General features: G+C 34.7%; 20 protein-coding genes and 1 other annotated feature. Of the genes, 3 read left to right on the top strand and 17 right to left on the bottom strand.

The genetic code is table 11. The features are described from left to right. Nucleotides 1-339: 339 nt before the first annotated feature. The 13 genes from ileS to DFR56_RS05100 form a co-directional block, all read right to left on the bottom strand. Nucleotides 340-3,105 carry an isoleucine--tRNA ligase gene (gene ileS / locus DFR56_RS05160; protein WP_110394673.1) on the bottom strand — a complete coding sequence of 922 codons (2,766 nt, stop codon included), beginning with the start codon at nucleotides 3,103-3,105 and terminating at the stop codon, nucleotides 340-342. Between the two features lie 76 nt (nucleotides 3,106-3,181). Beyond that, nucleotides 3,182-3,401, bottom strand: a binding site (T-box leader). Nucleotides 3,402-3,490: 89 nt separating this feature from the next. Further along, nucleotides 3,491-3,985 (bottom strand): DivIVA domain-containing protein, encoded by a 495-nt coding sequence (locus DFR56_RS05155; protein WP_110394377.1) that lies wholly within the window; start codon nucleotides 3,983-3,985, stop codon nucleotides 3,491-3,493. Between the two features lie 103 nt (nucleotides 3,986-4,088). Next, the gene (locus DFR56_RS05150) at nucleotides 4,089-4,868 is read right to left on the bottom strand and encodes a YlmH family RNA-binding protein (protein ID WP_110394376.1); all 780 of its coding nucleotides are present in this window, start codon (nucleotides 4,866-4,868) and stop codon (nucleotides 4,089-4,091) included. A gap of 7 nt (nucleotides 4,869-4,875) precedes the next feature. Further along, entirely contained in the window at nucleotides 4,876-5,142 is a 267-nt protein-coding gene (locus DFR56_RS05145; RefSeq protein ID WP_110394375.1) for a YggT family protein, read from the bottom strand. 6 nt (nucleotides 5,143-5,148) lie between these two features. Then, nucleotides 5,149-5,580 (bottom strand): cell division protein SepF, encoded by a 432-nt coding sequence (locus tag DFR56_RS05140; protein ID WP_110394374.1) that lies wholly within the window; start codon nucleotides 5,578-5,580, stop codon nucleotides 5,149-5,151. Between the two features lie 16 nt (nucleotides 5,581-5,596). After that, complete coding sequence (locus DFR56_RS05135; protein ID WP_110394373.1) at nucleotides 5,597-6,268, bottom strand: YggS family pyridoxal phosphate-dependent enzyme; 672 nt, start codon at nucleotides 6,266-6,268, stop codon at nucleotides 5,597-5,599. 110 nt (nucleotides 6,269-6,378) lie between these two features. After that, complete coding sequence (locus DFR56_RS05130; RefSeq protein ID WP_110394372.1) at nucleotides 6,379-6,654, bottom strand: YlmC/YmxH family sporulation protein; 276 nt, start codon at nucleotides 6,652-6,654, stop codon at nucleotides 6,379-6,381. A gap of 370 nt (nucleotides 6,655-7,024) precedes the next feature. Then, nucleotides 7,025-7,810, bottom strand: a complete 786-nt coding sequence (sigG, locus tag DFR56_RS05125; protein WP_110394371.1) for an RNA polymerase sporulation sigma factor SigG — start codon at nucleotides 7,808-7,810, stop codon at nucleotides 7,025-7,027. 110 nt (nucleotides 7,811-7,920) lie between these two features. Next, nucleotides 7,921-8,634, bottom strand: a complete 714-nt coding sequence (sigE, locus tag DFR56_RS05120; RefSeq protein WP_110394370.1) for an RNA polymerase sporulation sigma factor SigE — start codon at nucleotides 8,632-8,634, stop codon at nucleotides 7,921-7,923. 23 nt (nucleotides 8,635-8,657) lie between these two features. Beyond that, nucleotides 8,658-9,581 carry a sigma-E processing peptidase SpoIIGA gene (gene spoIIGA / locus DFR56_RS05115; RefSeq protein WP_110394369.1) on the bottom strand — a complete coding sequence of 308 codons (924 nt, stop codon included), beginning with the start codon at nucleotides 9,579-9,581 and terminating at the stop codon, nucleotides 8,658-8,660. Between the two features lie 434 nt (nucleotides 9,582-10,015). Continuing rightward, entirely contained in the window at nucleotides 10,016-11,143 is a 1,128-nt protein-coding gene (ftsZ, locus tag DFR56_RS05110) for a cell division protein FtsZ (protein WP_110394368.1), read from the bottom strand. 126 nt (nucleotides 11,144-11,269) lie between these two features. Then, nucleotides 11,270-12,544 (bottom strand): cell division protein FtsA, encoded by a 1,275-nt coding sequence (ftsA, locus tag DFR56_RS05105; RefSeq protein WP_110394367.1) that lies wholly within the window; start codon nucleotides 12,542-12,544, stop codon nucleotides 11,270-11,272. A gap of 28 nt (nucleotides 12,545-12,572) precedes the next feature. Then, a complete protein-coding gene (locus DFR56_RS05100) occupies nucleotides 12,573-13,319 on the bottom strand; it encodes a cell division protein FtsQ/DivIB (RefSeq protein ID WP_110394366.1) in 747 nt (248 codons plus the stop codon). A gap of 565 nt (nucleotides 13,320-13,884) precedes the next feature. Here DFR56_RS05100 and DFR56_RS05095 point away from each other — a divergent pair. Genes DFR56_RS05095 through DFR56_RS05085 form a run of 3 tightly spaced genes read left to right on the top strand, consistent with a single transcriptional unit; the run spans nucleotide 13,885 to nucleotide 17,496 of the window. Further along, on the top strand, nucleotides 13,885-16,212 hold the full coding sequence (locus DFR56_RS05095) for a xanthine dehydrogenase family protein molybdopterin-binding subunit (protein ID WP_110394365.1): 2,328 nt from the start codon (nucleotides 13,885-13,887) through the stop codon (nucleotides 16,210-16,212). Continuing rightward, on the top strand, nucleotides 16,199-17,038 hold the full coding sequence (locus DFR56_RS05090; RefSeq protein ID WP_158525506.1) for an FAD binding domain-containing protein: 840 nt from the start codon (nucleotides 16,199-16,201) through the stop codon (nucleotides 17,036-17,038). The genes DFR56_RS05095 and DFR56_RS05090 overlap by 14 nt, the downstream gene beginning before the upstream one ends. Before the next feature lie 5 nt (nucleotides 17,039-17,043). Next, nucleotides 17,044-17,496 (top strand): (2Fe-2S)-binding protein, encoded by a 453-nt coding sequence (locus tag DFR56_RS05085; protein WP_110394363.1) that lies wholly within the window; start codon nucleotides 17,044-17,046, stop codon nucleotides 17,494-17,496. 190 nt (nucleotides 17,497-17,686) lie between these two features. Here the strand turns inward: DFR56_RS05085 and spoVE are convergent, their stop codons facing one another. From spoVE to DFR56_RS05065, 4 genes are all read right to left on the bottom strand, one after another. Next, nucleotides 17,687-18,799: a stage V sporulation protein E gene (spoVE, locus tag DFR56_RS05080; protein WP_110394362.1), complete on the bottom strand. Its 1,113-nt coding sequence runs from the start codon at nucleotides 18,797-18,799 to the stop codon at nucleotides 17,687-17,689. A gap of 78 nt (nucleotides 18,800-18,877) precedes the next feature. After that, nucleotides 18,878-20,230 carry a UDP-N-acetylmuramoyl-L-alanine--D-glutamate ligase gene (gene murD / locus DFR56_RS05075; RefSeq protein WP_110394361.1) on the bottom strand — a complete coding sequence of 451 codons (1,353 nt, stop codon included), beginning with the start codon at nucleotides 20,228-20,230 and terminating at the stop codon, nucleotides 18,878-18,880. Further along, entirely contained in the window at nucleotides 20,227-21,216 is a 990-nt protein-coding gene (mraY, locus tag DFR56_RS05070) for a phospho-N-acetylmuramoyl-pentapeptide-transferase (protein WP_110394360.1), read from the bottom strand. Before mraY ends, murD begins: the two co-directional genes overlap by 4 nt. A 34-nt stretch (nucleotides 21,217-21,250) precedes the next feature. After that, nucleotides 21,251-22,609, bottom strand: coding sequence for a UDP-N-acetylmuramoyl-tripeptide--D-alanyl-D-alanine ligase (locus DFR56_RS05065; RefSeq protein ID WP_110394672.1), 1,359 nt, complete (start codon nucleotides 22,607-22,609; stop codon nucleotides 21,251-21,253). Nucleotide 22,610 lies beyond the last annotated feature (1 nt).

Raw genomic sequence — 22,610 nt, 5'->3', positions numbered from 1 at the left:
GCCCACGGAAAGCAATGGTCTGTAGCGGAAAACAACTTAGCAGTTACTGCACAGTATTGTTCAACTGCACGATAATAGAAACAATCTAAATGAAAATAGTAGGTGGAGTCTAGATGATACATACTGCTCCTAACCAAGCAGTTAATGCATTGTCAACCCAGGTAGATCTCCATGCTACTTCATTGTACAAAGATTGTTATATCAAATTTATTATATGAAAGTTGAGCTGATTAACTCTCCGTTTATGTTAGTAGTGCAAAACTCATTGCAATACATTAGCGAATGGGCATCATATTTTCATCAGCCATAAAATAAAACCCTCCAAAAGAGGGTTTTATTTTATACTAAATCACTATAGTGCTCTTCGACAACTTCGGCACAACGTGTACAAATGGTCGGATGTTTTTCGTTTTCACCGACTGTGTCGGAATGAATCCAACAACGTTCACATTTTTCACCTGGATGTTTTTCCACATGAATGTTAACGTATTTATATTCTTTCGCTTGACTATGCTTTTCGTTAATAATTGCTTCTGAGACAATTAATAGTTGATGAATATGTGGGATCGATTGTAAAACTTCTTTTGTATAATCATCTTTTGCCTCAATTGTTATTTTTGCTTCTAAAGGTTTACCGATTATTTTTTCATTACGAGCTTCTTCAAGTGCTTTTAATACGTCAGTTCTCACTTTCATAAAGTGATCCCATTTTTCCTGGTCTTCCTTCGTAAAGTTAGCAATTTCTCGTACATTCGGCATATCTGTTAATTGAACATATTCTGCTTCTACTCCATTAATATATTCCCAAACTTCTTCCGTCGTATGAGGAATAATTGGACTTAATAACTGGACAATAGAAACCAATGTTTCATAATAAACCGTTTGGATACTGCGACGTCGATGATTATCTTCGGCCTCAATATATAAAATATCTTTAGCGAAGTCTAAATAAAATGAACTTAAGTCAATCGCAATATAATTATGGATATTTTGTGAAACGCTTGAAAAATCATATTCGTCATAACTAGCTTTTACATTTGTAATTAGTTGTTGTAAACGGTGCAACATATAGCGGTCTACTTCTTCTAACTTGTCTTCCGCTATTCTATCCTCATTCGGATTAAAGTCAGCTAAATTTGCGAGCATAAACCGGAATGTGTTTCTAATTTTACGATAGTTTTCCGATACTTGCTTTAAAATATCTTGAGAAATTCTAAAATCTGCTTGATAATCAACAGATGAAACCCAAAGTCTTAAAATGTCGGCTCCAAGTTGCTTTAAAATATTTGCTGGATCAATGGAATTTCCTAATGACTTACTCATTTTTCGACCTTCTCCATCAAGAGAAAACCCGTGACTGATTACGCTTTTATATGGGGATTTACCAGTAATTGCAACAGATGTCGATAATGATGAGTTAAACCAACCACGATATTGGTCACTACCTTCTAAATAAACATCTGCTGGACGTTGGTGATCTTCGCGCTGCATTAACACTGCTTCATGTGATGAACCAGAGTCAAACCAGACGTCCATTATATCTGTTTCTTTTGTAAAATTGCCATTTGGACTATGTTCAGAAGTAAATCCTTCAGGTAATAAATCCTTCGCTTCCCACTCAAACCAAATATTTGATCCATGTTCGCGGAATAAATCGGAAACATGATTGATCGTTTCATTGGTAATAATCGGCTCATTATTTTCCGCATAAAATACAGGAATTGGCACACCCCATGTCCGTTGCCTTGAAATACACCAGTCTTCACGGTCACGAACCATATTATATAGTCTTGTTTCTCCCCAATGTGGGTGCCACTCTACTTCTTTAATTTCTTCTAAAAGAGTATGTCGAAAGTCTTTTATCGATGCGAACCATTGGGCAGTCGCTCTAAAAATAGTTGGCTTTTTCGTACGCCAATCATGCGGATACGAGTGAGTAATAAATTTTAATGAAAGTAAAGCGCCAACCTCTTCCAATTTTTCGGATACGACTTTATTGGCATCATCGTAAAATAACCCTTCAAACCCCGGTGCTTCCGCAGTAAAAAAGCCTTTATCATCTACAGGACATAACGCTTCAATCCCATACTTTTCTGCCACATAAAAGTCATCTTCCCCATGACCTGGCGCAGTATGGACACAACCTGTTCCAGCTTCAGTCGTTACATGTGTTCCTAACATAACGATTACATCGCGATCATAAAACGGATGTTTTGCCACAATTTTATCCGCATGTCGCCCCATAAATGTCTTGATTACTTTGGCATCTTCCCATTTCAGTTCTTCTTCTATTGATTCTAATAAATCATGTGCGACGACATATTTTTCGTCTTCTACTTGGACGACAACATATTCTAAGTCTGGATGTAAACTAATACCAAGGCTAGCTGGGATCGTCCACGGTGTCGTTGTCCAAATGATAAATTTCGTCCCTTTATCTAGTAGTTCGTTGCCATCGACAACTTCATAAGCAACATAAATGGAAGGAGAACGTTTATCTTTGTATTCAATTTCCGCTTCAGCAAGTGCCGATTCGGATGAAGGCGACCAATACACAGGTTTTAACCCTTTGTAAATATAGCCTTTTTTAGCCATTTCACCAAAAACTTTAATTTGCGCTGCTTCATAATCTTTCGTTAATGTTATATAGGGATTATCCCAATCTCCACGTACACCTAGTTGCTTAAACTGTTTTCTTTGATTTTCAATCTGTTCCATTGCATAATCAGCACACATTTGTCTGAATTCAGCAATGGATAATTTTTTACGATCGATCTTTTTTTGTTTTGTTAAAGCTGTTTCAATCGGTAATCCGTGTGTATCCCATCCTGGAACATACGGAGCATTGTAACCATTCATCGATTTATAACGAATAATGAAATCCTTTAAAATCTTATTTAATGCATGCCCGATATGCAAATCCCCATTTGCATACGGTGGACCATCGTGTAAAATAAAGGTCGGTCTTCCTTTCGTGCGTGCTTGAACTTTTTCATATATTTTATTTTCTTCCCATTCCTCTCTGCGAATCGGCTCTTTATTCGGTAAATTACCTCGCATTGGGAATTTTGTTTTCGGCATTCGTAATGTATCTTTATATTCCATTTTAAACATGATCCTCCTCAAGCGATCTTTTTCATCGATCTTCTTTCCATTCAATATAAAAAAATCCTCATATCCCTAAAGGGACGAGGAAACCCGCGGTACCACCCTTATAAATGTTAACTTCACATTACACATTCACTTATGATTCGTAACGTGAATAATCCGTCCAATTCTACTATTTTCAAATGGATACTCCAGAATGATTTTCTAAAAGAATAACTGTATTAGGCTTCCACCATTTCCCAATTCGCTTCGTCAGTTCATATCTTCTATACTATTTCTTTCATCGTATTTATTATAAATATGTAGTTTAATTGTAAGATGTGCCACTATTATAGCACAACACCAACGTTTTCATACAATAAAAAGTATCACAGTTTTGACATTATTCAGCAAGAATTTCTGATTCCTCTTCCGCCGTATCTAAAAAGTCTTCCCAATCTTCGTTATTAACCATATCGAGCTGTGCCTCAATTAACATTTTTAGTCTTGTACGAAATACTTTAGCCTGACGCTTGATTTCTTCCATTTCAATAGCGATTTTACGAGATTGACCAAGTGCCTCATTAATAATCCGATCTGCGTTCTTCTCGGCCTCTTTAATAATTAACTTCGATTCTTTTCTCGCATTGGCTTTCAGTTCTTCTGCCGTTTCTTGTGCGATAACGATCGACTTATTTAATGTATCTTCAATATTGATGAAATGGCTTACTTTTTCATTTAATTTTTCTACTTCTTTTTCCAAATCTTTCTTTTCTCTAATTGTAATTTCATAATCCTTAATAATTTGATCTAAAAATTCATTTACTTCATCTTCATTATATCCTCTAAATCCTCTTGTAAACTCTTTATTATGAATATCAACTGGTGAAAGTACCAAAAAAACACCTCCTAAAATATCGTTGGTTCAATTTTGCTTCATTTTATCATCTATTTCACTATTATAATACATAATGTGAGTTTCAACATCTTTTTTCATCATTTTAAGCTTTTAATCTTGCTGTCATAATTCTAAATTTATCTTTTCTCGTCTTCCCCTTTATTTCCACTAGCTTGCTCCTGCCATGTCCACGGACAGATAGTAAATCATGAGCAAGCAATGGAACAGATGGATCATCAATATCGGTAAAATTTACTTTGACCCGGTTTCCTTTTATGTAATGAACGGCATCTTTTCTCGACATTTGATAAATTTCTTTGACTACTACGTCTAATCGTAGTGATGAAACCGTATGGTGTTGATGAACCCATTCATCTTTCTTTTCCAAAATTCGAGATTTTGGCCTTTCCTTTAATTCAATATGTACATTATTTACTTTCGTGAAATTCATCATGATATATGGAGCAAGCTCGCTTGTGATTACTAGTTGAAACATATCGTCTGTAACGATAATATCGCCAATTTTTTTCCGATCGATTCCAAGTGACATAAATGCTCCCAATATGTCACGATGTTGAATCTTCACAAAACGCTCGGGAAAAGAACCTTCTAATAGTGTAAGATCAAAGTCTTGGTCACGTATATCTTCATAATATGGTGCAATGATTGCTCGTTTTCTTTCTGTATGGTTTCCCCCACCGAAAAAAGAAAATTGAATTTCCTCATTTGTCGTACCAATTAAAGTCGTTACGATTTGTTGTTCCCGTGGATCTAAAAAATCAGTCAAATAATATGAATAAGTTCGCTCTACTTGTTCTTTCCATGATAATACTTGATCGACAAATGGGTGTTCATGTTTTCGGAAATGTTGATATATACTCAAAGTTTTTCTACCAACCAATCATTAAAAATAGCTGATTTAATCCTATGCGAGCAAGCTGTAGTGTAAAAATTGCCGCAATTGGGGAAATATCAATCATTCCAATTGGGGGTATAAATTTTCTAAATTGTTCCAAATAAGGTTCACATAACCGTCCTAAAAAATAACCAAATTGTGATTCCCTAGCACCTGGGAACCAAGACATTAAAATATAAATGATTAGTGCATAACTATAAATCGTAAATGCGCCGTTTAACAAAGTAAAAAGTATACTCATCAGTTGTTACCATCCCTTTTCCAATTCAGCCTCGTCAATAATAGTTTGAGTAATCGTTCCGGAAACATCCACATTATCAGGCGTACATAAAAAGGTAGCTAAACCTAATTTTTGAATATCTCCCTTTATTGCATACACGGTACCACTTAAAAAATCGACAATTCTTTTTGCTTGTGTGTGATCAACCCGTTGTAAATTAATGACGACAGCCCTTTTGTTTAGTAAATTATCAGCTATTTCTTGGACTTCATTATATGATTTTGGTTCACATAAAATAACTTTTGAACTTGGTTGTTGGATAGCTGATAAACTAACGACATTTTGATTGCTTTTCTGCTTCAAATGGGAATTGTCTGGTTCTTCTTTTTGGACTTCTTCAATATACTCATATTCATCATCTGTATTAAAAAAGTTTTTAAATTTTTCTTTTAAACTCATAAGAACCACCTCATTTTTAAGATCCTACTAATTTCGATCCAATTCGGATATGTGTTGCACCTTCTTCAATAGCAATATGATAATCGTTGCTCATTCCCATCGACAAATAGTTGCAAGGGGCATGAGCAAATTTTTGTTCTACAACAGACTCTTTTATTTTTCGTAATTGTCGGAAGATAGATCTTAGTTCCTCTTCATTATCGACATGTGGGGCCATCGTCATTAATCCGACAACATGTACTTTTTCAAATTGTTGCAGTTCGTTAATAAATGGAATAACATCTTCTTCTCTCAGTCCGTGTTTCGTTTCTTCGCCACTAATATTAACTTGGATAAAGCAATCGATTGGTTCGTCTGAGCGATTATTTATTTGTTTCGCAACAGATAAACGGTCTAATGAATGAATTGCAGAAACTTTATCGACAATATCTTTTACTTTTCGTGATTGAAGTGTACCGATAAAATGCCAATTCGCCTTCTTTGCAATTGTTTCATATTTATGTAACAGTTCCTCTGTGCGATTTTCGCCAACATTTGTAATCCCAGCGGCAATTAACTCTTCCGTTCGTTCTATTGTAACATATTTTGTCACTCCTATAACCGTTATTTCATCCAATTGGCGATTTACTTTTCGACATGCTTGTTCCATCTTTTCTCGTATTATTGCTAAATTTTCTGTCACACTCATTATAGCATTCTCTCCTGTTATCTATTTTATAATAAATTATTTGTGATAAAAATGGAAACGACAACATTTCCAACTCTTATTTTACCATAATATAAAAATTCTTCATTAAATCACTCTGAAGTTGGAATTTCAGTCGGTTGTTTTTGCACCTCTTCCCATTCACTTACTAAAATAATATCTGCTCCAATTGTAACAATTTGATCCCAAGAAATACTTCTTTCTGTCGGTTTTTGAAAGAATGATCCTCTCATTTGTCGTTCAACAATAATGATCGCTGTGATGAGTCCACTTTTTTCGTCAATTTCTAAATCATCAATAAATCCGAGTCTTTTCCCGTTATGCATCATAATTACTTCTTTCATTTGCAATTCGGATAATGTTACCATTGTTTTCACCACCTTATTATATATGTATATGTAATGACAATCTATACTTTCTAGAAAAACAAAAAAAGAAACAGGATTAGTTCCCGTCCCTTTTTTAGCAGATAAGAAAGATAAAAACTTTCTTACTGCATAAGTGCAACTTAGTTCTCGCCATAATAGCTTAGTAAATAAGTATATATTTATTTACATAAGTAAAGCATCACCTAGTCACCGCCTTGTCGGCTTGCCGATCGGTGTATTTTCTTTCGTCATAAACTAGCTACCGCTAGTTTTCTTACATAAGCGCAACATCACCTAGTCACCGCCTTGTTGGCTTGCCAATCGGTGTGTTTTCTTTAGCGATAAGCCGAGTTTTCTTATGATAGTAGCATTATTCAAACATATCGCTATTCATTTGTTCAATGGCTGCTTTTTCGAGTCTTGATACTTGCGCTTGGGAGATTCCGATTTCATCAGCCACTTCCATTTGTGTTTTTCCTTGAAAAAAACGTTTATTTAAGATTGATTTTTCTCTTTCATTCAATTGATACAATCCTTCTTTTAATGACAAATGATCGTCCCATTTTTCATCAGACTCTTTATCATCACTAATTTGATCCATCACAAAAATTGGATCCCCACCATCATTATAAATAGGTTCAAATAAAGACACTGGATCTTGAATGGCATCAATTGCAAAAACAACATCTTCGTGAGGAACTCCCATCTCCTTGGCAATCTGAATTGGAGTTGGTTCTTCCTGTGTTTTATTAATTAATTTCTCTCTTACTTGTAAAGCTTTATAAGCAGTATCACGTAATGATCGTGAAACCCTAATTGGATTATTATCTCGTAAGTACCTTTTTATTTCACCGATTATCATCGGTACGGCATATGTTGAAAAACGAACATTATGTTTTAAATCAAAATTATCTATAGATTTCATAAGCCCAATACATCCGACTTGAAATAAATCATCTACGTTTTCACCACGGTTATTAAATCGTTTAATGACACTAAGTACTAACCGTAAATTACCGTTAATTAATGTTTCCCTTGCGGTTGCACTATCTTCATTTCGTTCAATTTGTTTAAAAAGTATCCGCATCTCCTCATTTTTTAGTACTGGTAATTTGGATGTATCGACGCCACAAATTTCTACTTTATGTCTAAGCATTCTCTTTTACCCTCCCAGTTTGTCATACTGCTCAAGAGTCAGTATCTCCTGAAGGGTCATTTTTTATGCAAAGACATTTTAAGTAAAAAAAATATTTCCTTTTACAATAACTAGACCATTTTCTTAAATTCTTTTTGCAATCTTTTTATAATTTTTTTCTCTAAACGGGAAATGTAAGACTGAGAAATTCCTAGCATATCTGCTACATCTTTTTGTGTTTTTTCCTCTTTTCCAATCAACCCAAAGCGAAGTTCCATGATTTTCTTCTCACGCATATTTAAAGTCGATAATGCATTAATCAATAATTGTTTATCGACTTTCGTTTCCAAATTCTTCGTAATAATATCTATTTCTGTTCCAAGAACATCTGATAATAATAATTCATTACCGTCCCAATCAACATTCAATGGTTCATCAAATGAAACTTCTGTTTTAATCCGATTATTTTTTCGTAAATACATTAAAATTTCATTTTCGATACAGCGTGAAGCGTATGTAGCAAGCTTAATATTTTTTTCCGGATTAAATGTATTCACCGCCTTAATTAAGCCAATCGAACCAATACTAACTAAATCCTCTATATTGATACCTGTGTTTTCAAATTTTCTTGCAATATAAACAACAAGTCGTAAATTATGCTCAATTAATGTTGCACGTGCAGTTTTATCCCCTTTAGGTAGACGGTCAAGTAACTGTTTTTCTTCTGTTTTATCTAATGGGGCCGGTAAAGCAGTTTTGCCACCAATATAATATATTTCATCTTTTTTTATTCCTACTTTAATTAATAGTTTATTCCACCATATACGTAATCGAAATTTCCACACAGTAAATTCTCCTTATCAACTTATTATGCAGTTTTTACCGCACTAAAATGAATAATTTGTGGATGTAATAAGCAATGATAACTATTATCTACCGTTAAACTGTTAAGTTGAATCCCAATAAGTACATTTGTCGTTTCAATGAGCTCATTATTATAATGGACGATAAGTTTGTCTGGTTTAATCGTATATAAGTAGTTATTATTTCCTCCAACCCCTTGAAAAGGGACGATAAATAGTCTTTTCTCCATCGATTCAGGAAAGTCAGTTAACTTATTTAGAGCGATACTTTGATACAACTTATTCCAATCAGCCTTTGCAAAAAACTGCTGTAAAAATAGTTCATCACATAAGACAACAGGTCGATTTGTCAGTGGGTCAACTAGATGATTCCCACTATCAATATATCCAATCGTTTGATGGCGGAATCCATTCATTTCAATAGTGACATCATACATTTGGTCATATTTAATTTTATCCTTTACATGCCTGTCCATACGTGATTTAGTAAACAACCAGACGAGAGGAAATCCTACTAAAATAATGAGTAAACTCATTTGATCCCCATACACATTGTTCACATACAAAAGTAGTTTATTTGACTTGGAACTAAATGAGTCTTGAACAAGGTAATGAATCCCGAATAAACCACCTCCTATAGAAAAAGAGATAAAGTAAAACAAAAATAGTTTTTTGAACATTTGCTGCATACTTTTGAAGCCGAATGTACAAAAAATAATGAATAAAGAATATATACCTTTTCCTATAAGTGAATTAAAAAACGAAAATGGAAAATAAACTATTAATGGAACAAGTGCAGTTGCAATAATCGTTCCAAATAATAGACGATGTATATTCACATTGACCTTTGCTAAATATTTCGTTAATGATAAGATAAGCAAATTACAAAACAAGTTGAAAAGTAATATAATATCCAAATAAATAATCATCGGATTCTTTCCTTTTTCAGATATTCGTTTTGTACCATTTGTTAGTACTAGTATAGTGGAAGCCCTAAAAAAACGATGTCAATTCTTGTATGCATAAAAAGGCTAGTTATTAGATATTTTGTCTAAACGAAAACGCAAACACTCCTGCAAATGAAAAGTGGGGTTTGATTCTATCGCTCGCTCGTTGACTACTAGTGAATATAGCTTTTCGCCGCTGTTAAATTACTTTGCATTTTAGGATAATGGGTGAGGGTTTAACGTGACCAATAAGGGGCTTTTTGAAATTTTAATGTAACGAAAAGAGGTTAAGCATCGTTACTTGCACATCATTTATGTATATCAGTTCTCTAAAATGTTGCCCTAGAAGGAAATGATCTTATTGTACAAATAAAAAACGAGTAGGTTATCTCCTACTCGTTTTCTTTAACTCATATTTAGCGATTCTTATTACGGTTTCTTAAAAATGTTGGAATATCAAGTGTGTCTTCATCATGGTTAAATGATTCCTCAATCGGTTGTTCAACACGACGTTGCTCTTTTTCCTGTGTCGCTGCATGTTGTTTAAATGTATTCGTCGGTCTAGGAATAGACTGTTTTTTCTTTTTTTCCGTTTCATCGAATCCTGTTGCAATGACAGTTACAATTACTTCTTCTTTTAGATTTTCATTTATGACATTTCCAAAAATAACATTTACTTCATCGTCAGCAGCTGATGTTACTAAATCAGCCGCTTCTTGTACTTCAAATAAACTTAGAGAAGGACCGCCAGATATGTTCATTAAAATACCTTGTGCTCCATCGATCGATGTTTCAAGTAATGGGGAAGAAATGGCCTTTTTAGCTGCTTCAACCGCACGATTTTCTCCCGTCGCTACACCAATCCCCATTAACGCAGAACCTTTATCATACATAATTGTTTTCACATCAGCAAAGTCAACATTAATAAGACCCGGCTTAGCTATAAGATCAGATATCCCTTGTACCCCTTGACGAAGTACATTATCAGCTTCTCTAAATGCCTCTAACATTGGTGTGTTTTTATCGACTATTTCGAGGATTCGATCATTAGGAATAACGATTAATGTGTCCACACTAGCTTTTAGTGCATCGATCCCTGCATTAGCTTGCTTTTGGCGTCTAATTCCTTCAAAAGAAAATGGTCGTGTAACTACACCAACAGTGAGCGCTCCTAAATCTTTAGCAATTTGCGCAATCACTGGTGCAGCACCTGTCCCAGTTCCGCCTCCTTTACCTGCTGTCACAAAAATCATATCTGCACCTTGTAACACATCTTCAATTTGTTCACGACTTTCTTCCGCCGCTTTTTTACCTACTTCTGGATTTGCTCCAGCACCTAGTCCACGTGTTAATTTTTCACCTATTTGTAATTTAATTTCCGCTTTTGATAAATTTAACGCTTGGGCGTCTGTATTTACTGCGATAAATTCGACACCTTCCACTCCTTGGTCAATCATTCGATTTACTGCATTATTTCCACCACCGCCGACACCAATTACTTTTATAGTCGCGAGTTGGTCCGTATTTGTCTCAAATTCTAACATGGTTTGTCCTCCTAATGTAAAGATCACTAGATTTTAGAAACTTACTAATTTCGAAAGCGATGTAAGCAAAGCTCGAATTTTATTTCTATATGAAAACATCTATTTTATGTATGAACTACATATTTTTTATTCAAAAAAGGATTTGAAAAAGTTAGCCACCTTTGATTGCTTTGGCTCTTCATCTGCAATTTGTTGCTGTTTATTACTTTTTCTTTGCTTAGGTATTTGTTGCTCATTTACAATTAAAGAAGGAAATAAATCTTTTCCTTGTATTTTTGCATTTCGATAAGCGAATTGGATCGTACCTACGCCAACAGTATATTGTGGTTCTCTAACACCAATATAATCGGGTATCGCAATTCTAGCATTTGATTTAAATACGTCTTGAGCTAATTCTAGCACACCTTGCATTTTCATCGTTCCGCCAGTTAGCACGTATCCACCACGTAAATCATGAAATCCTAATCTGTTAATCTCTTTTTCCGTTAATTCAAAAATTTCTTCTAGTCTTGCTTCAATCATATCAGAAATTTGTAACTGATTGTATATTTCTTTATGATTACTTCCAATAATAGTCGCTTCAAATGTTTCATCTTCTAACGCACTTTCAAAATAAGCATGTCCATAATTAAGTTTAATATCTTCTGCCTCTTCTGTCGTCGTGCGCAATCCAATCGAAATATCTTTCGTAATATTGTCGCCACCAAGTGGAATGACAGATGTTGCAAGAAGATGATCATTTTCATAAATGGATATTGTTGTACATCCCCCACCAATATCGATCAGTGCAACACCAAGATTTCTTTCATCTCTTGATAATGCTACTGAGCCAGCAGCGATCGGCTGTAAACAAATATCTGTTATGTTTAAATTTGCTCTCTCTACACATTTTAAAATATTATGTAAGACCGTTTTAGAGCAAGTAATAATGGTTCCTTCCATCTCTAAACGAACACCAATCATCCCCCTAGGATCGGTGATTTCATCGAGACCATCCACAATAAATTGTTTTGGTATGACATCAATAATTTCTCGTTCAGGTGGGATCGACATCACTTGTGCCCCGTCTAAGACTCGTGCAACATCTTCATCGCCTATTTCACGATCTTCACTTTGGACAGCTACTACACCATGACAGGAATGTAATTGAACATGGTTTCCATTTACCGCTACAATAACACGGTCAATACTCATATCAACCATATGTTCAGCTTGTTCAATCGCATTTTTGATTGAATGAACAGTTTCATCAATATCTACGATTGCCCCTTTTCTCATTCCTTGTGATTTTGCGGTACCCACACCTATAATATTTAATGAATCTTTTAGTACTTCCCCTATGATTACTTTTATTTCAGATGTTCCTATATCTAAACTTACTAATACTTCGCCATTACTCATTTATTTAGGCACCTCCACTATCCACAATTCATTTTTCAAGTTTTTCAAAATAAGTTCCTACACCCATATGTACAATACCTTTTTCCCCTTCATCGAGTTGAGCTATTATCGAAGGATAGGTTTTCATTTTACTAGCAAAATTTCTTAATGTTGCATGGACAATAAATCCATCATTCATATATAAAACTACTTTATATTTATTTTTTTCCGTAGGCTCCCAAGAAATTTCCGAAATTAAATTAAAGATATGATCCGGAATCTCCCCCAATTCTTTAGCCATACGTTTTAAATACTCTTCATCATCAAAATTAATGAGTAAAGGACCATCACCCTTGTTCGAAATGTTATGCTTATTTATAATCATACCACTTTCTAAAACAGGATGATATTCTAATTCACTTTTTACATATCCTACAATTTTATGTTCTGATATTTGGATCTGTACGGATTGTGGTAATTTTCTTTTCACTTTAATTTCTTTAATAAGCGGGTTTTTCTCAATGGATTGTTTCAGTTGCTTATGATTTATTACCCAAATATTTGTCTCTGGAGATAAACCGCTTAATTGAATAATTTCTTCGTCAGAGATTATTTTATTACCCGTTACTTCAATATGCTTAATATTACTTAATGGAGATTGTAAATAAATAATTGCCGCTATTAATAAAAAGAATATAGAAAGATAAAATAAGAGTCTTCGATTTGCTTTCTTTTTCCTTGCCTCTTTTAACTTTGGAATTCGATCCTCTATCGAAACAATCTTCTTTTCTTCCATCTTGTTCTTCCTTTACAACATATTAAAGTTGAAATGAGTAGAAATACTTATAATATATGAATTATACCACTTGACGTTTGTAAAGTATAGTATTTAATTATTACAGAATCAATACGAGTAAAGGGTTTGTAATGATTTGTAACGGGAATATTATATAGATGCTTTTTTAAAGAAATATATTTAAAACTATTCATTTGAGGGAGTTTTTTGGGGAAAAGTATTTAAAATAATGTGTGGGTAGTTGTTAAATAATGTTATTTACAGATCGCGTTTACAGCGGTCTTTTTTATTGTTGCCAACTTTTTCTAATACGCTAATAAAGAGCGAACGTTCTATGCGAAAAGGGCAAAACTGTAAAATATGTAATCCTTATCTGTAAATACCATGTAACGTACTGCCGTTTTCTACTCCCTCATCTATTTGCATTTTAACAATACCTTATGTCAAATAGAAAAGATAAACGGGAAGTTATCATGACCATGAATCGAGTTTATTGTATATAAACGGACTTTTCTGAACAAAATGTAAATGAAAAAGTATCATTATTTAGAGGTGTTTTATTACCATGATAGGAAAGAGCGTACCTAGAAAAGAAAGTGAAAATAAAGTCACTGGAACTGCGAAATATACAGATGATTTTACAACTGCGGGGCTGTTGTATGCGAAGATATTAACTAGTCCACATGCCCATGCTAACATTACATCCATTGATAGTACAAAAGCAGAAAAACTACCTGGTGTTCGTACAATAATTACTGGACAGGACTATCCTATTTTGACTGGGTCCGCTATTGAAGACCGTCCAATACTTGCTATTGATAAGATCCGCTATTTCGGTGAACCAATAGCAATAGTAGTTGCTGATAGTGAATACGAAGCACAAGAAGCGTGTAAGTATATTGATGTTCGTTATGAATTATTACCTGTTATTCATACAGTTCATGAAGCGTTAGCTGGCATTAAGCCCTTCATTCACGAAAATTTGCTTCAGTATTATCAAGTAAAGAAAATGGCGCCTAATCCTAAACAGAATACAGCTAATCATATAAAAATTAGAAAAGGGAATATTGACAAAGGAAGAAAGTTGAGTGAAGTTACGGTGAATGTAGATGTATCTTTACCTCCCTCCGATCATGCTGCAATGGAAACCCGTTCTGTACGGGCGGAAATTGTAGCTAACGGGCAGGTACACATTCATTCTTCCAGTCAAGCACCATTTGCAATTAAACAAAATATATGCAAATATTTTATGCTTAATGAATCGGATGTCATTGTTCATTGTCCTTTGGTAGGCGGTGGATTTGGCGGAAAAGCAGCAGTACAACTAGAGCTACTAGCCTATGTGGCATCGAAAGCTGTTGGTGGTAGATTAGTAAGCCTCACCAACACACGAGAAGATGATTTTGTGACATCCCCGGTTCATATAGGTATGAGTGCAAATGTGAAATTAGGTGCAACAAAAACAGGGAAATTTAAAATGTGTGAGATAAAATTCCTATTTGATGCAGGTGCTTACGTTGATGAATCATCTGATATTACAACAACAGCAGCAACAAATTGTACAGGTCCATATAACATTGATCATGTATGGTGTGATTCTTTATGCGTGTACACGAATCATACCTACGCAACTTCTTTTAGGGGTTATGGTCATGGCGAATTAACGTTTGCTATTGAGCGTGCAATAGATACTCTCGCTAATAAATTACAAATAGATTCAATTGAACTTAGGAAATTGAATGCGATTAAGACAGGTGATACAACCCCAACTCAAGCACCACTTACTAAAAGCAATATCGGTAATACATTAAAATGTATACAAAGGGTCAAAGAACTAATAGATTGGAAACAAGGAGAAATTATCCATCTATCAGACAGAATTGTTCGTGCAAAAGGAATAAGTTGTCTATGGAAGACATCTTTATCCCCAACTGATGCAACTTCTGGTGCTATTATAACCTTTAATCAAGATGGAAGCATTAATCTTCATGTCGGATTGGTTGAAATTGGTCAAGGAACGAAAACCGTCTTAGCACAAATCTTGGCGGAGAGTATGAAGGTTGATATTAGTAAAATACATGTGAAAATGGAAGTGGATACATCCGTTAGTCCAAACCATTGGAAAACTGTGGCAAGCACGGGAATCTATATGGTCGGGAATGCAGTATTGGATGCGGCAGAAAATGCGAAAAAACAATTGAAAGTCACTGCTTCTTATGCCTTAAGATGTAGTCCTGACCAGCTGGAAGTTGGAAATTCACAAATTTATGTGAAACACGATCCGAAAAGATTTATAAATCTAGGCACAGCAGCTTTTGGTTATAAATATTCAAATGGAAATGCTATCGGGGGTGAGGTTATCGGACAAGGCAGTTTTATCATGCATCATTTAACCGAGATTGATTCACATACAGGAAAGGGAATAGGTGGCCCTGAATGGACGGTAGGAGCACAAGCAGTAGAAGTGGAATTGGATCGAAAAACGTTCTCTTATAAAATTAAAAAAGCTATTTCTGTTATAGATGCTGGAAAAATACTCAACCCTAAAGCAGCACGTGGACAAGTAACAGGCGCCATGTCGATGGGATTGAGTTGGGCGAGTAGAGAGGGTTTTATTTATGATGATAATGGAAAGGTAGAAAACAATCAATTTCGAACGTATAAGACATTCATTTTTGATGAACAACCAGAGTACATTGTAGAATTCATTTCGACACCTCAACTTGACGCACCGTATGGGGCCAGACCACTTGGGGAACATGGAATTATAGGTATGCCTGCCGCGCTTGCCAATAGTCTATCCAAAGCCGCAGGGGTGTCTCTTAATCAATTACCACTTTTTCCGGAAACCATTTGGAAACATGCACGAGGTGAGGCGATTGATTACAAATAATTTTGAATATCATCAACCATTTACAGCCGCAAAAGCGATAGAATTATTTCAACAATTAGATAAAGAAGGAAAATCGCCTGTTTATTTTAATGGTGGAACTGAAATAATTACGATGCTACGTATAAACGCTTTTTATAATAATACTCAAGCAGTAATAAATATAAGGAATATTCCGGAATGTAATGCCATTGGTTTTCAAGGTGACCACTTTATCATAGGCGGTTCAATTACACTGGCACATTTAGAAGAAAGAGAAGAGTTTCCTTTATTAAGGAAAAATTGCGGACGAATTGCTGATCATACATCAAGGGAGAAAATCACAATTGCCGGAAATATTTGTGGGAGCATTATGTATAAGGAAGCAATATTACCATTATTATTAACGGATGCAACACTTTTAATTATGAGCGAATTAGGAATTAGAGAAGTGCCTATACATGAAATATTTGATAACAAAATAAATTTGGATCATGGAACATTCATTGTACAAATTGCGATTAAGAAATCATATTTAAACTTGCAATTTGTATCAAAAAAAATAACAAAGATAGGTCGAATAGGATACCCAGTTTTGACTGTTAATGGGTTACAAACGGAAGAAAAGGTACGGTTTGCATTTAGCGGACTTTGCGCATTTCCTTTTCGTTCCTATGCTATTGAAAAAATATTAAATAGTGTAGCCGACAGCTTTGAAGAAAAACTAAGTGCAGTTATTAAAGCACTTCCTGCACCTATTTTAGATGATGCACATGGTTCATCGGCATATAGAGAATTTGTACTTCGATATCTATTAGAAGAATCTTTAACTAAATTAAAAGTGAGGTAATATATTTGTTACAATCGATAGAATTAACGGTAAATCATGAGAAAAGACGTATTTATGTTAGGCCAGCAGACACACTTTTACATACACTGCGTGAAAATCTTGGTTTAACTGGTGCAAAACCAGGTTGTGAGAATGGAGATTGTGGTGCATGCACAGTTCTTTTTGATCAAAGACCGATGAAATCTTGTCTTGTGCTCGCAATGGAATCAGAAAATCATGAGATTATAACAATTGAAGGACTTCATCAAACCTCTATTCAAAAAGCATTCATTGATGAATTTGCGTTTCAATGTGGGTATTGTACATCGGGTTTCATTATGAATTGTTATGCTTTGGCTGCACATCATCCTAATCCTGATGACTATCAAATTAAAAATTGGCTACAATCAAATATTTGCCGTTGCACTGGATATGAAGAAATTAAACATGCTATTACTAAGGTGTTAAAACAACAATAAAACAAGGCGATTACTCTTCATAACTAGGGGCTGAAAATTATCCATACAAAATTAAGTAAAGATAGAAAAAATATTGCTTTGCGTTATTTATCGATTTTGCCATCAAGAAATTCGGAAGTAGATTAAATTTCACATAATCCCCTCCTATTATAAGCTTAAAAATATAATAGAGTTGTATTGTAATTAAAATTTAATTTTTTGTATATGCGCTAATATTTAACAAAATACCAATCGAACAAAGTGTTAAAGTAAGCGAAGAACCCCCGTAACTTAAAAAAGGTAAAGTAATCCCTGTTACTGGAATTAAACCGATCACTACACTAATATTGATCATTACTTGAATCGTAATCATTGCGATAATCCCAAATGCAACATAGCGTCCAAAGGAATCTACAGCATGTAATGCAACTCGAATTCCACGCCAACAAAGAATAAAAAATAAGATGATGATAATCGTTGCACCGATAAAGCCGAACTCTTCTCCAATAATAGCAAAAATAAAATCTGTTTGAGGTTCCGGCAAATAAAAGTACTTTTGTAAACTATTCCCGAACCCGACACCCATTAGCTTACCAGGTCCAATAGCATATAAAGATTGAATAATTTGGAACCCGTCCCCTAATGGATCGTCCCACGGATTTAAGTATGCAGTGATACGACTAATGCGATATGGTGCGGATAAAATTAATAATGTAAATCCAACAGCACCTAGTAGTGCTAAATAAATAAAATATGTTAAACGTGTCCCAGCGATAAAGATCATCAGGACACAAGTTGATACTAAAACAACTCCAGTACCAAAATCGGGCTGTAGCATAATAAAACCAAAAACGATAAAAATGAGGACGATAGGAAAGAAAAAACCTTTAGTAAAAGAGGTAATTGCTTTTTTTTGGGTTGTCAAATAACTTGATAAATATAAAATTAAGCCTAATTTCATAAATTCAGAAGGTTGAATACTAAATGCGCCAACTCCGATCCAACTTTGTGCGCCTCCTCTTACAATTCCAATCCCTGGTACAAGTACGAGTAATAAAAATAAAAAGCAAATAAATAAAATGACATGTACGTATTTTTTCCACGTATGATAAGGGATTAAATAAAGAAAGAACATCCCTAATATGCCAACACTTGCAAATAAAAACTGCCGTTTCACAAAGAAGAATGCATCATCATATTTGTATACAGCCCAAATATGAGAAGAGCTATATACCATAACTAGTCCAATCAAAAGTAAAAGTAAGACTATAAATAACAAGGTAAGATCCGGTAACCTTTTTTGATCATTCGTAAATTTAAACATAAAAAAGCCCCCTTTTAAAAAACAAAGGGGGATATCGTCATATGAAGTTGGCCAAACATGGTGAAAGTATTTATCCCCCTATGCTAATATATGCACAGCATGGATAAACATGTCCCCTCTTTCTTCAAATGTTTTATATTGATCCCAACTAGCACAAGCTGGTGATAATAAAATAACATCTCCTTCATCAGAAAGTTTGTAAGCAACCTCTGTTGCTTCACCAACATTTTCTACTACTTCAATATGTTTAATGTTCGCTTGTTCCGCCGTTCTTTTTAATTTCTCTTTCGTTTCACCAAATAACACCATTGCTTTTACGTGTTTTAATGATGGAATTAAATCTTCATACGTATCTCCTCGATCTAGTCCTCCAGCAAGCAATATAGTTGGTCGCTGAAAAGCTTGTAATGCTTTTTCTGTTGCTAACATATTCGTCGCTTTGGAATCATTATAAAATAGGCGTCCATGAATGGTTGCTACATATTGTAATCGATGCTTTACACCGATAAATTCTGTAAGAACCTTCTTAATTCCTGCTATGGTAGCCCCAGATAGTATCGCAACACTAATTGCTGCAAGTATATTTTGGAGATTATGTTCCCCTACTAAAACGATATCTTCTTGTGCAATAATCGGTTCCTCATGAAAGTAAATATAACCATTATTGACCCATGCACCTTTAATATGCTTTTGCCTTACTGAGAACGGAATTAGTTTTGCTTTTGCTTGTTTCACTGCTCTTGTTACCTTTTCGTCATCCAAATTAAAAATAAGATAATCACTTGCTGCTTGGTTACGAAAAATATTCATTTTTGCCTGCTCATAATTTTGAACGGTACCGTGGTAATCTATATGAGCTTCAAATAAATTTAATAGGACAGCGATATGAGGACGAAACGAATGTACGCCCATTAATTGAAATGATGATAATTCTAATAATAATGTATCGTTTGTTTCTAAGCTTTCAGCAACCTCTGTCGCAACAATCCCAATATTGCCTGCAAGCTTAACTGGTTGATTACTTTTGTTTAACATTTCCGCCACTAATGTAGTTGTCGTCGTTTTACCATTTGATCCTGTAATCCCGATTATTTCACTTTCAGTAGCAAGGTTCGCTGCCAATTCTATTTCTGTTATAATTGGGATATTTCTATTTTCTGCTTCGATTAAAATCGGGTTACTATATGGGATGCCAGGGTTTTTAACGATTAATTCCACCTCATCTAAAATAGAAATAGGATGCGACCCTACGATGACGTTCGCACCCTTTGCGTGTAATTCTTTGACAATTTCCGCATCTTCTTTAGCATGATGGTCGTTCACAATGACGTTGATGCCACTATTTAATAAAACTCTCGCAGCCGCTGTACCACTTTTGGCTAATCCGAGTACTAGTACATGTTCATATGGGAAGTTTTCTAATGTTTTCAAGATAAAGCCACCTCTATATAGATTCCAACTGTTGCAAAGATAATTGCGAACAGCCAAAAAGTAGTTACTACTCTCCACTCTGACCATCCTAATAATTCATAGTGGTGATGTAGTGGACTCATTTTAAACACTCTTTTTCCTGTCGTTTTAAAGGAAATAACTTGGATGATCACAGAAAGTGTTTCAATCACGAAAACACCGCCGATAATTACTAAAATAATTTCCAATTTCGTTAAGATCGCTACCGCTGCAATGGCTCCGCCGAGGGCAAGAGAACCCGTATCTCCCATAAATACTTTCGCTGGATGTGCATTAAATACTAAAAATCCAATTAACGAGCCGACCACTGCTAATGAAAAGATCGTCACAATTTCAAATTCTGGATAATGATAGGAAGCGAGCAGTGCAAATGCGCCAAAAGCAATCGTTGCCGTACCTGCTAATAGTCCATCTAAACCGTCCGTTAAATTGACAGCATTCGATGAACCGACAAGCATAAATACAATTAATAATGCATACGCCCAACCTAATTCCCACTGAATGTCCGTTCCAGGTAATTGAATATATGTCGGAAATTCATTCATTCGTAAAGTAATATAAAAGATAATTGCAATGACTAATTGACCAACTAATTTCTGTTTCGACGTTAACCCTAAGTTGCGTTTCATTGCAACTTTAATAAAATCATCCAAAAATCCTAATAAACCATAGCCAATTAATACAAATATTAATAACCAAAATTCATACCCGACTGATCCGTCTAACAATTTATAAACGATAATGGACGAAGTAATCGTAATACTTATGACGATCATCACTCCACCCATTGTCGGTGTTCCTGATTTTTTCATATGTGATTCTGGTCCCTCTTCCCGGATGCTCTGTCCGAACTTCAATCTCCTTAGAAATGGGATGAAAATTGGACTCAATAGGACGGTAATTAAAAAGCTTATTGCTAATGCCATCATCACTATGTATAGACTCATTGATTTCTCCTCCTTTTATAAACCGCCCATATCATTACACTATTTCATGAATGAATTGTTCAAATGCCATTCCTCTTGAAGCTTTAAATAAAATTAATGTATCTTTTTGTATATAATTTTCTAACCCTTTTAATAAAGCCTCTTTTGTGTCAAAATGATTACTTCTAATACCGCTTTTTGTTCTCTTCACTTCATCTGAAATTATTTTAGCATGATTCCCGTAAGTAAATAACACATCGATCGGTTGATCAATAACCTCAGCAACCGAACGATGAAGCGTTTTAGCATACTCTCCTAGCTCTAATATATCACCAAGCACAACAATTTTTTGGTTAAATCCATCCATTTGCTTCATTACCATTATTGCAGCTTTCATCGATGTAGCAGATGCATTATATGCGTCGTTAATAATAGACACACCATTTTTCCCTTTTAATAACTCAAAACGCATATGACTATGTTCAAGTGCTTGTAACCCCAGCTTTATATTATCGATGGAGATCCCGAGTTTTTTTGCAATGGTGATAACATAACTTGCGTTTTTAGCTTGATGGTTTCCTAGCAATGGGATGGAATAATATTCATTATTTCCAATTTGGAAAGTCGTTTGATCATGGGTTAATTGCACATTCGAAATGACCGTATCATTCTCCATTCCAAATCCACAAGTAATGACTTGTTTATCATTTGCGAACGACTTAAGTAATGCTTCATCACCATCTAAAATTAATAGTCCATCCGCTTGTAGACCATTCTTTATTTCAAGTTTTGCTTTTGCTATTCCTTCACGTGAGCCAAGATGTTCAATATGGGATTCACCTATATTGGTAATAACGGCAAAATTAGGCTCAGCAATTTTTGTTAGAAGATCAATTTCATGAAAATGGTTCATTCCCATTTCAAGGATTAACATTTCTGTATCTCGCTTCATTTGTAAAATAGTTAACGGTAAACCAATATGATTATTAAAATTACCGACTGTTGCACAAGTATTAAATGTTGTCTTTAACACCGCTGCCATTAAATCCTTTGTCGTCGTTTTTCCGTTTGAACCAGTAATACCAATGATCGTTGGATTTATTTCCTTCTTATAAAATTTTGCTAATTGTTGTAATGCATTTATCGTATCATCTACGATAAAAAATACGAAAGAAGAAGATATATTTTCTGGTATTTCTACTGATTTTTCCCAAAGTGCAGCAACTGCTCCTTGTTCAATCGCATCGTGAATAAAATCATGACCATTAAAATTTTCTCCAACGATTGGAATAAATAAAGCGTCCTCTTGCTTCATTCTACTATCTGTCATTATTTGCTTTATTTCAAGCTCTTCCTCTAGTAGCCCTGAAACACTGGGAAAAATAGCCTGTAAATAACGTAACGTAAATAACATC

This window comes from Pseudogracilibacillus auburnensis (genome assembly GCF_003201975.1).
Taxonomy (GTDB): Bacteria; Bacillota; Bacilli; order Bacillales; family Amphibacillaceae; genus Pseudogracilibacillus; species Pseudogracilibacillus auburnensis.
The sequence above is the reverse complement of the archived record's forward strand: the minus strand, read 5'-3'. Positions and strand labels throughout refer to the sequence as shown.

Coding starts and splice junctions, on each gene's coding strand:
- DFR56_RS05065 (WP_110394672.1), bottom strand. CDS start 22,609: ATGTTATTTACGTTACGTTATTTACAGGCTATTTTTCCCAGTGTTTCA.
- DFR56_RS05095 (WP_110394365.1), top strand. CDS start 13,885: ATGATAGGAAAGAGCGTACCTAGAAAAGAAAGTGAAAATAAAGTCACT.
- DFR56_RS05145 (WP_110394375.1), bottom strand. CDS start 5,142: ATGAGTATACTTTTTACTTTGTTAAACGGCGCATTTACGATTTATAGT.
- ileS (WP_110394673.1), bottom strand. CDS start 3,105: ATGGAATATAAAGATACATTACGAATGCCGAAAACAAAATTCCCAATG.
- mraY (WP_110394360.1), bottom strand. CDS start 21,216: ATGAGTCTATACATAGTGATGATGGCATTAGCAATAAGCTTTTTAATT.
- DFR56_RS05130 (WP_110394372.1), bottom strand. CDS start 6,654: ATGGTAACATTATCCGAATTGCAAATGAAAGAAGTAATTATGATGCAT.
- sigG (WP_110394371.1), bottom strand. CDS start 7,810: ATGCTTAGACATAAAGTAGAAATTTGTGGCGTCGATACATCCAAATTA.
- ftsZ (WP_110394368.1), bottom strand. CDS start 11,143: ATGTTAGAATTTGAGACAAATACGGACCAACTCGCGACTATAAAAGTA.
- DFR56_RS05135 (WP_110394373.1), bottom strand. CDS start 6,268: ATGAGTGTGACAGAAAATTTAGCAATAATACGAGAAAAGATGGAACAA.
- spoVE (WP_110394362.1), bottom strand. CDS start 18,799: ATGTTTAAATTTACGAATGATCAAAAAAGGTTACCGGATCTTACCTTG.
- DFR56_RS05100 (WP_110394366.1), bottom strand. CDS start 13,319: ATGGAAGAAAAGAAGATTGTTTCGATAGAGGATCGAATTCCAAAGTTA.
- ftsA (WP_110394367.1), bottom strand. CDS start 12,544: ATGAGTAATGGCGAAGTATTAGTAAGTTTAGATATAGGAACATCTGAA.
- DFR56_RS05140 (WP_110394374.1), bottom strand. CDS start 5,580: ATGAGTTTAAAAGAAAAATTTAAAAACTTTTTTAATACAGATGATGAA.
- spoIIGA (WP_110394369.1), bottom strand. CDS start 9,581: ATGATTATTTATTTGGATATTATATTACTTTTCAACTTGTTTTGTAAT.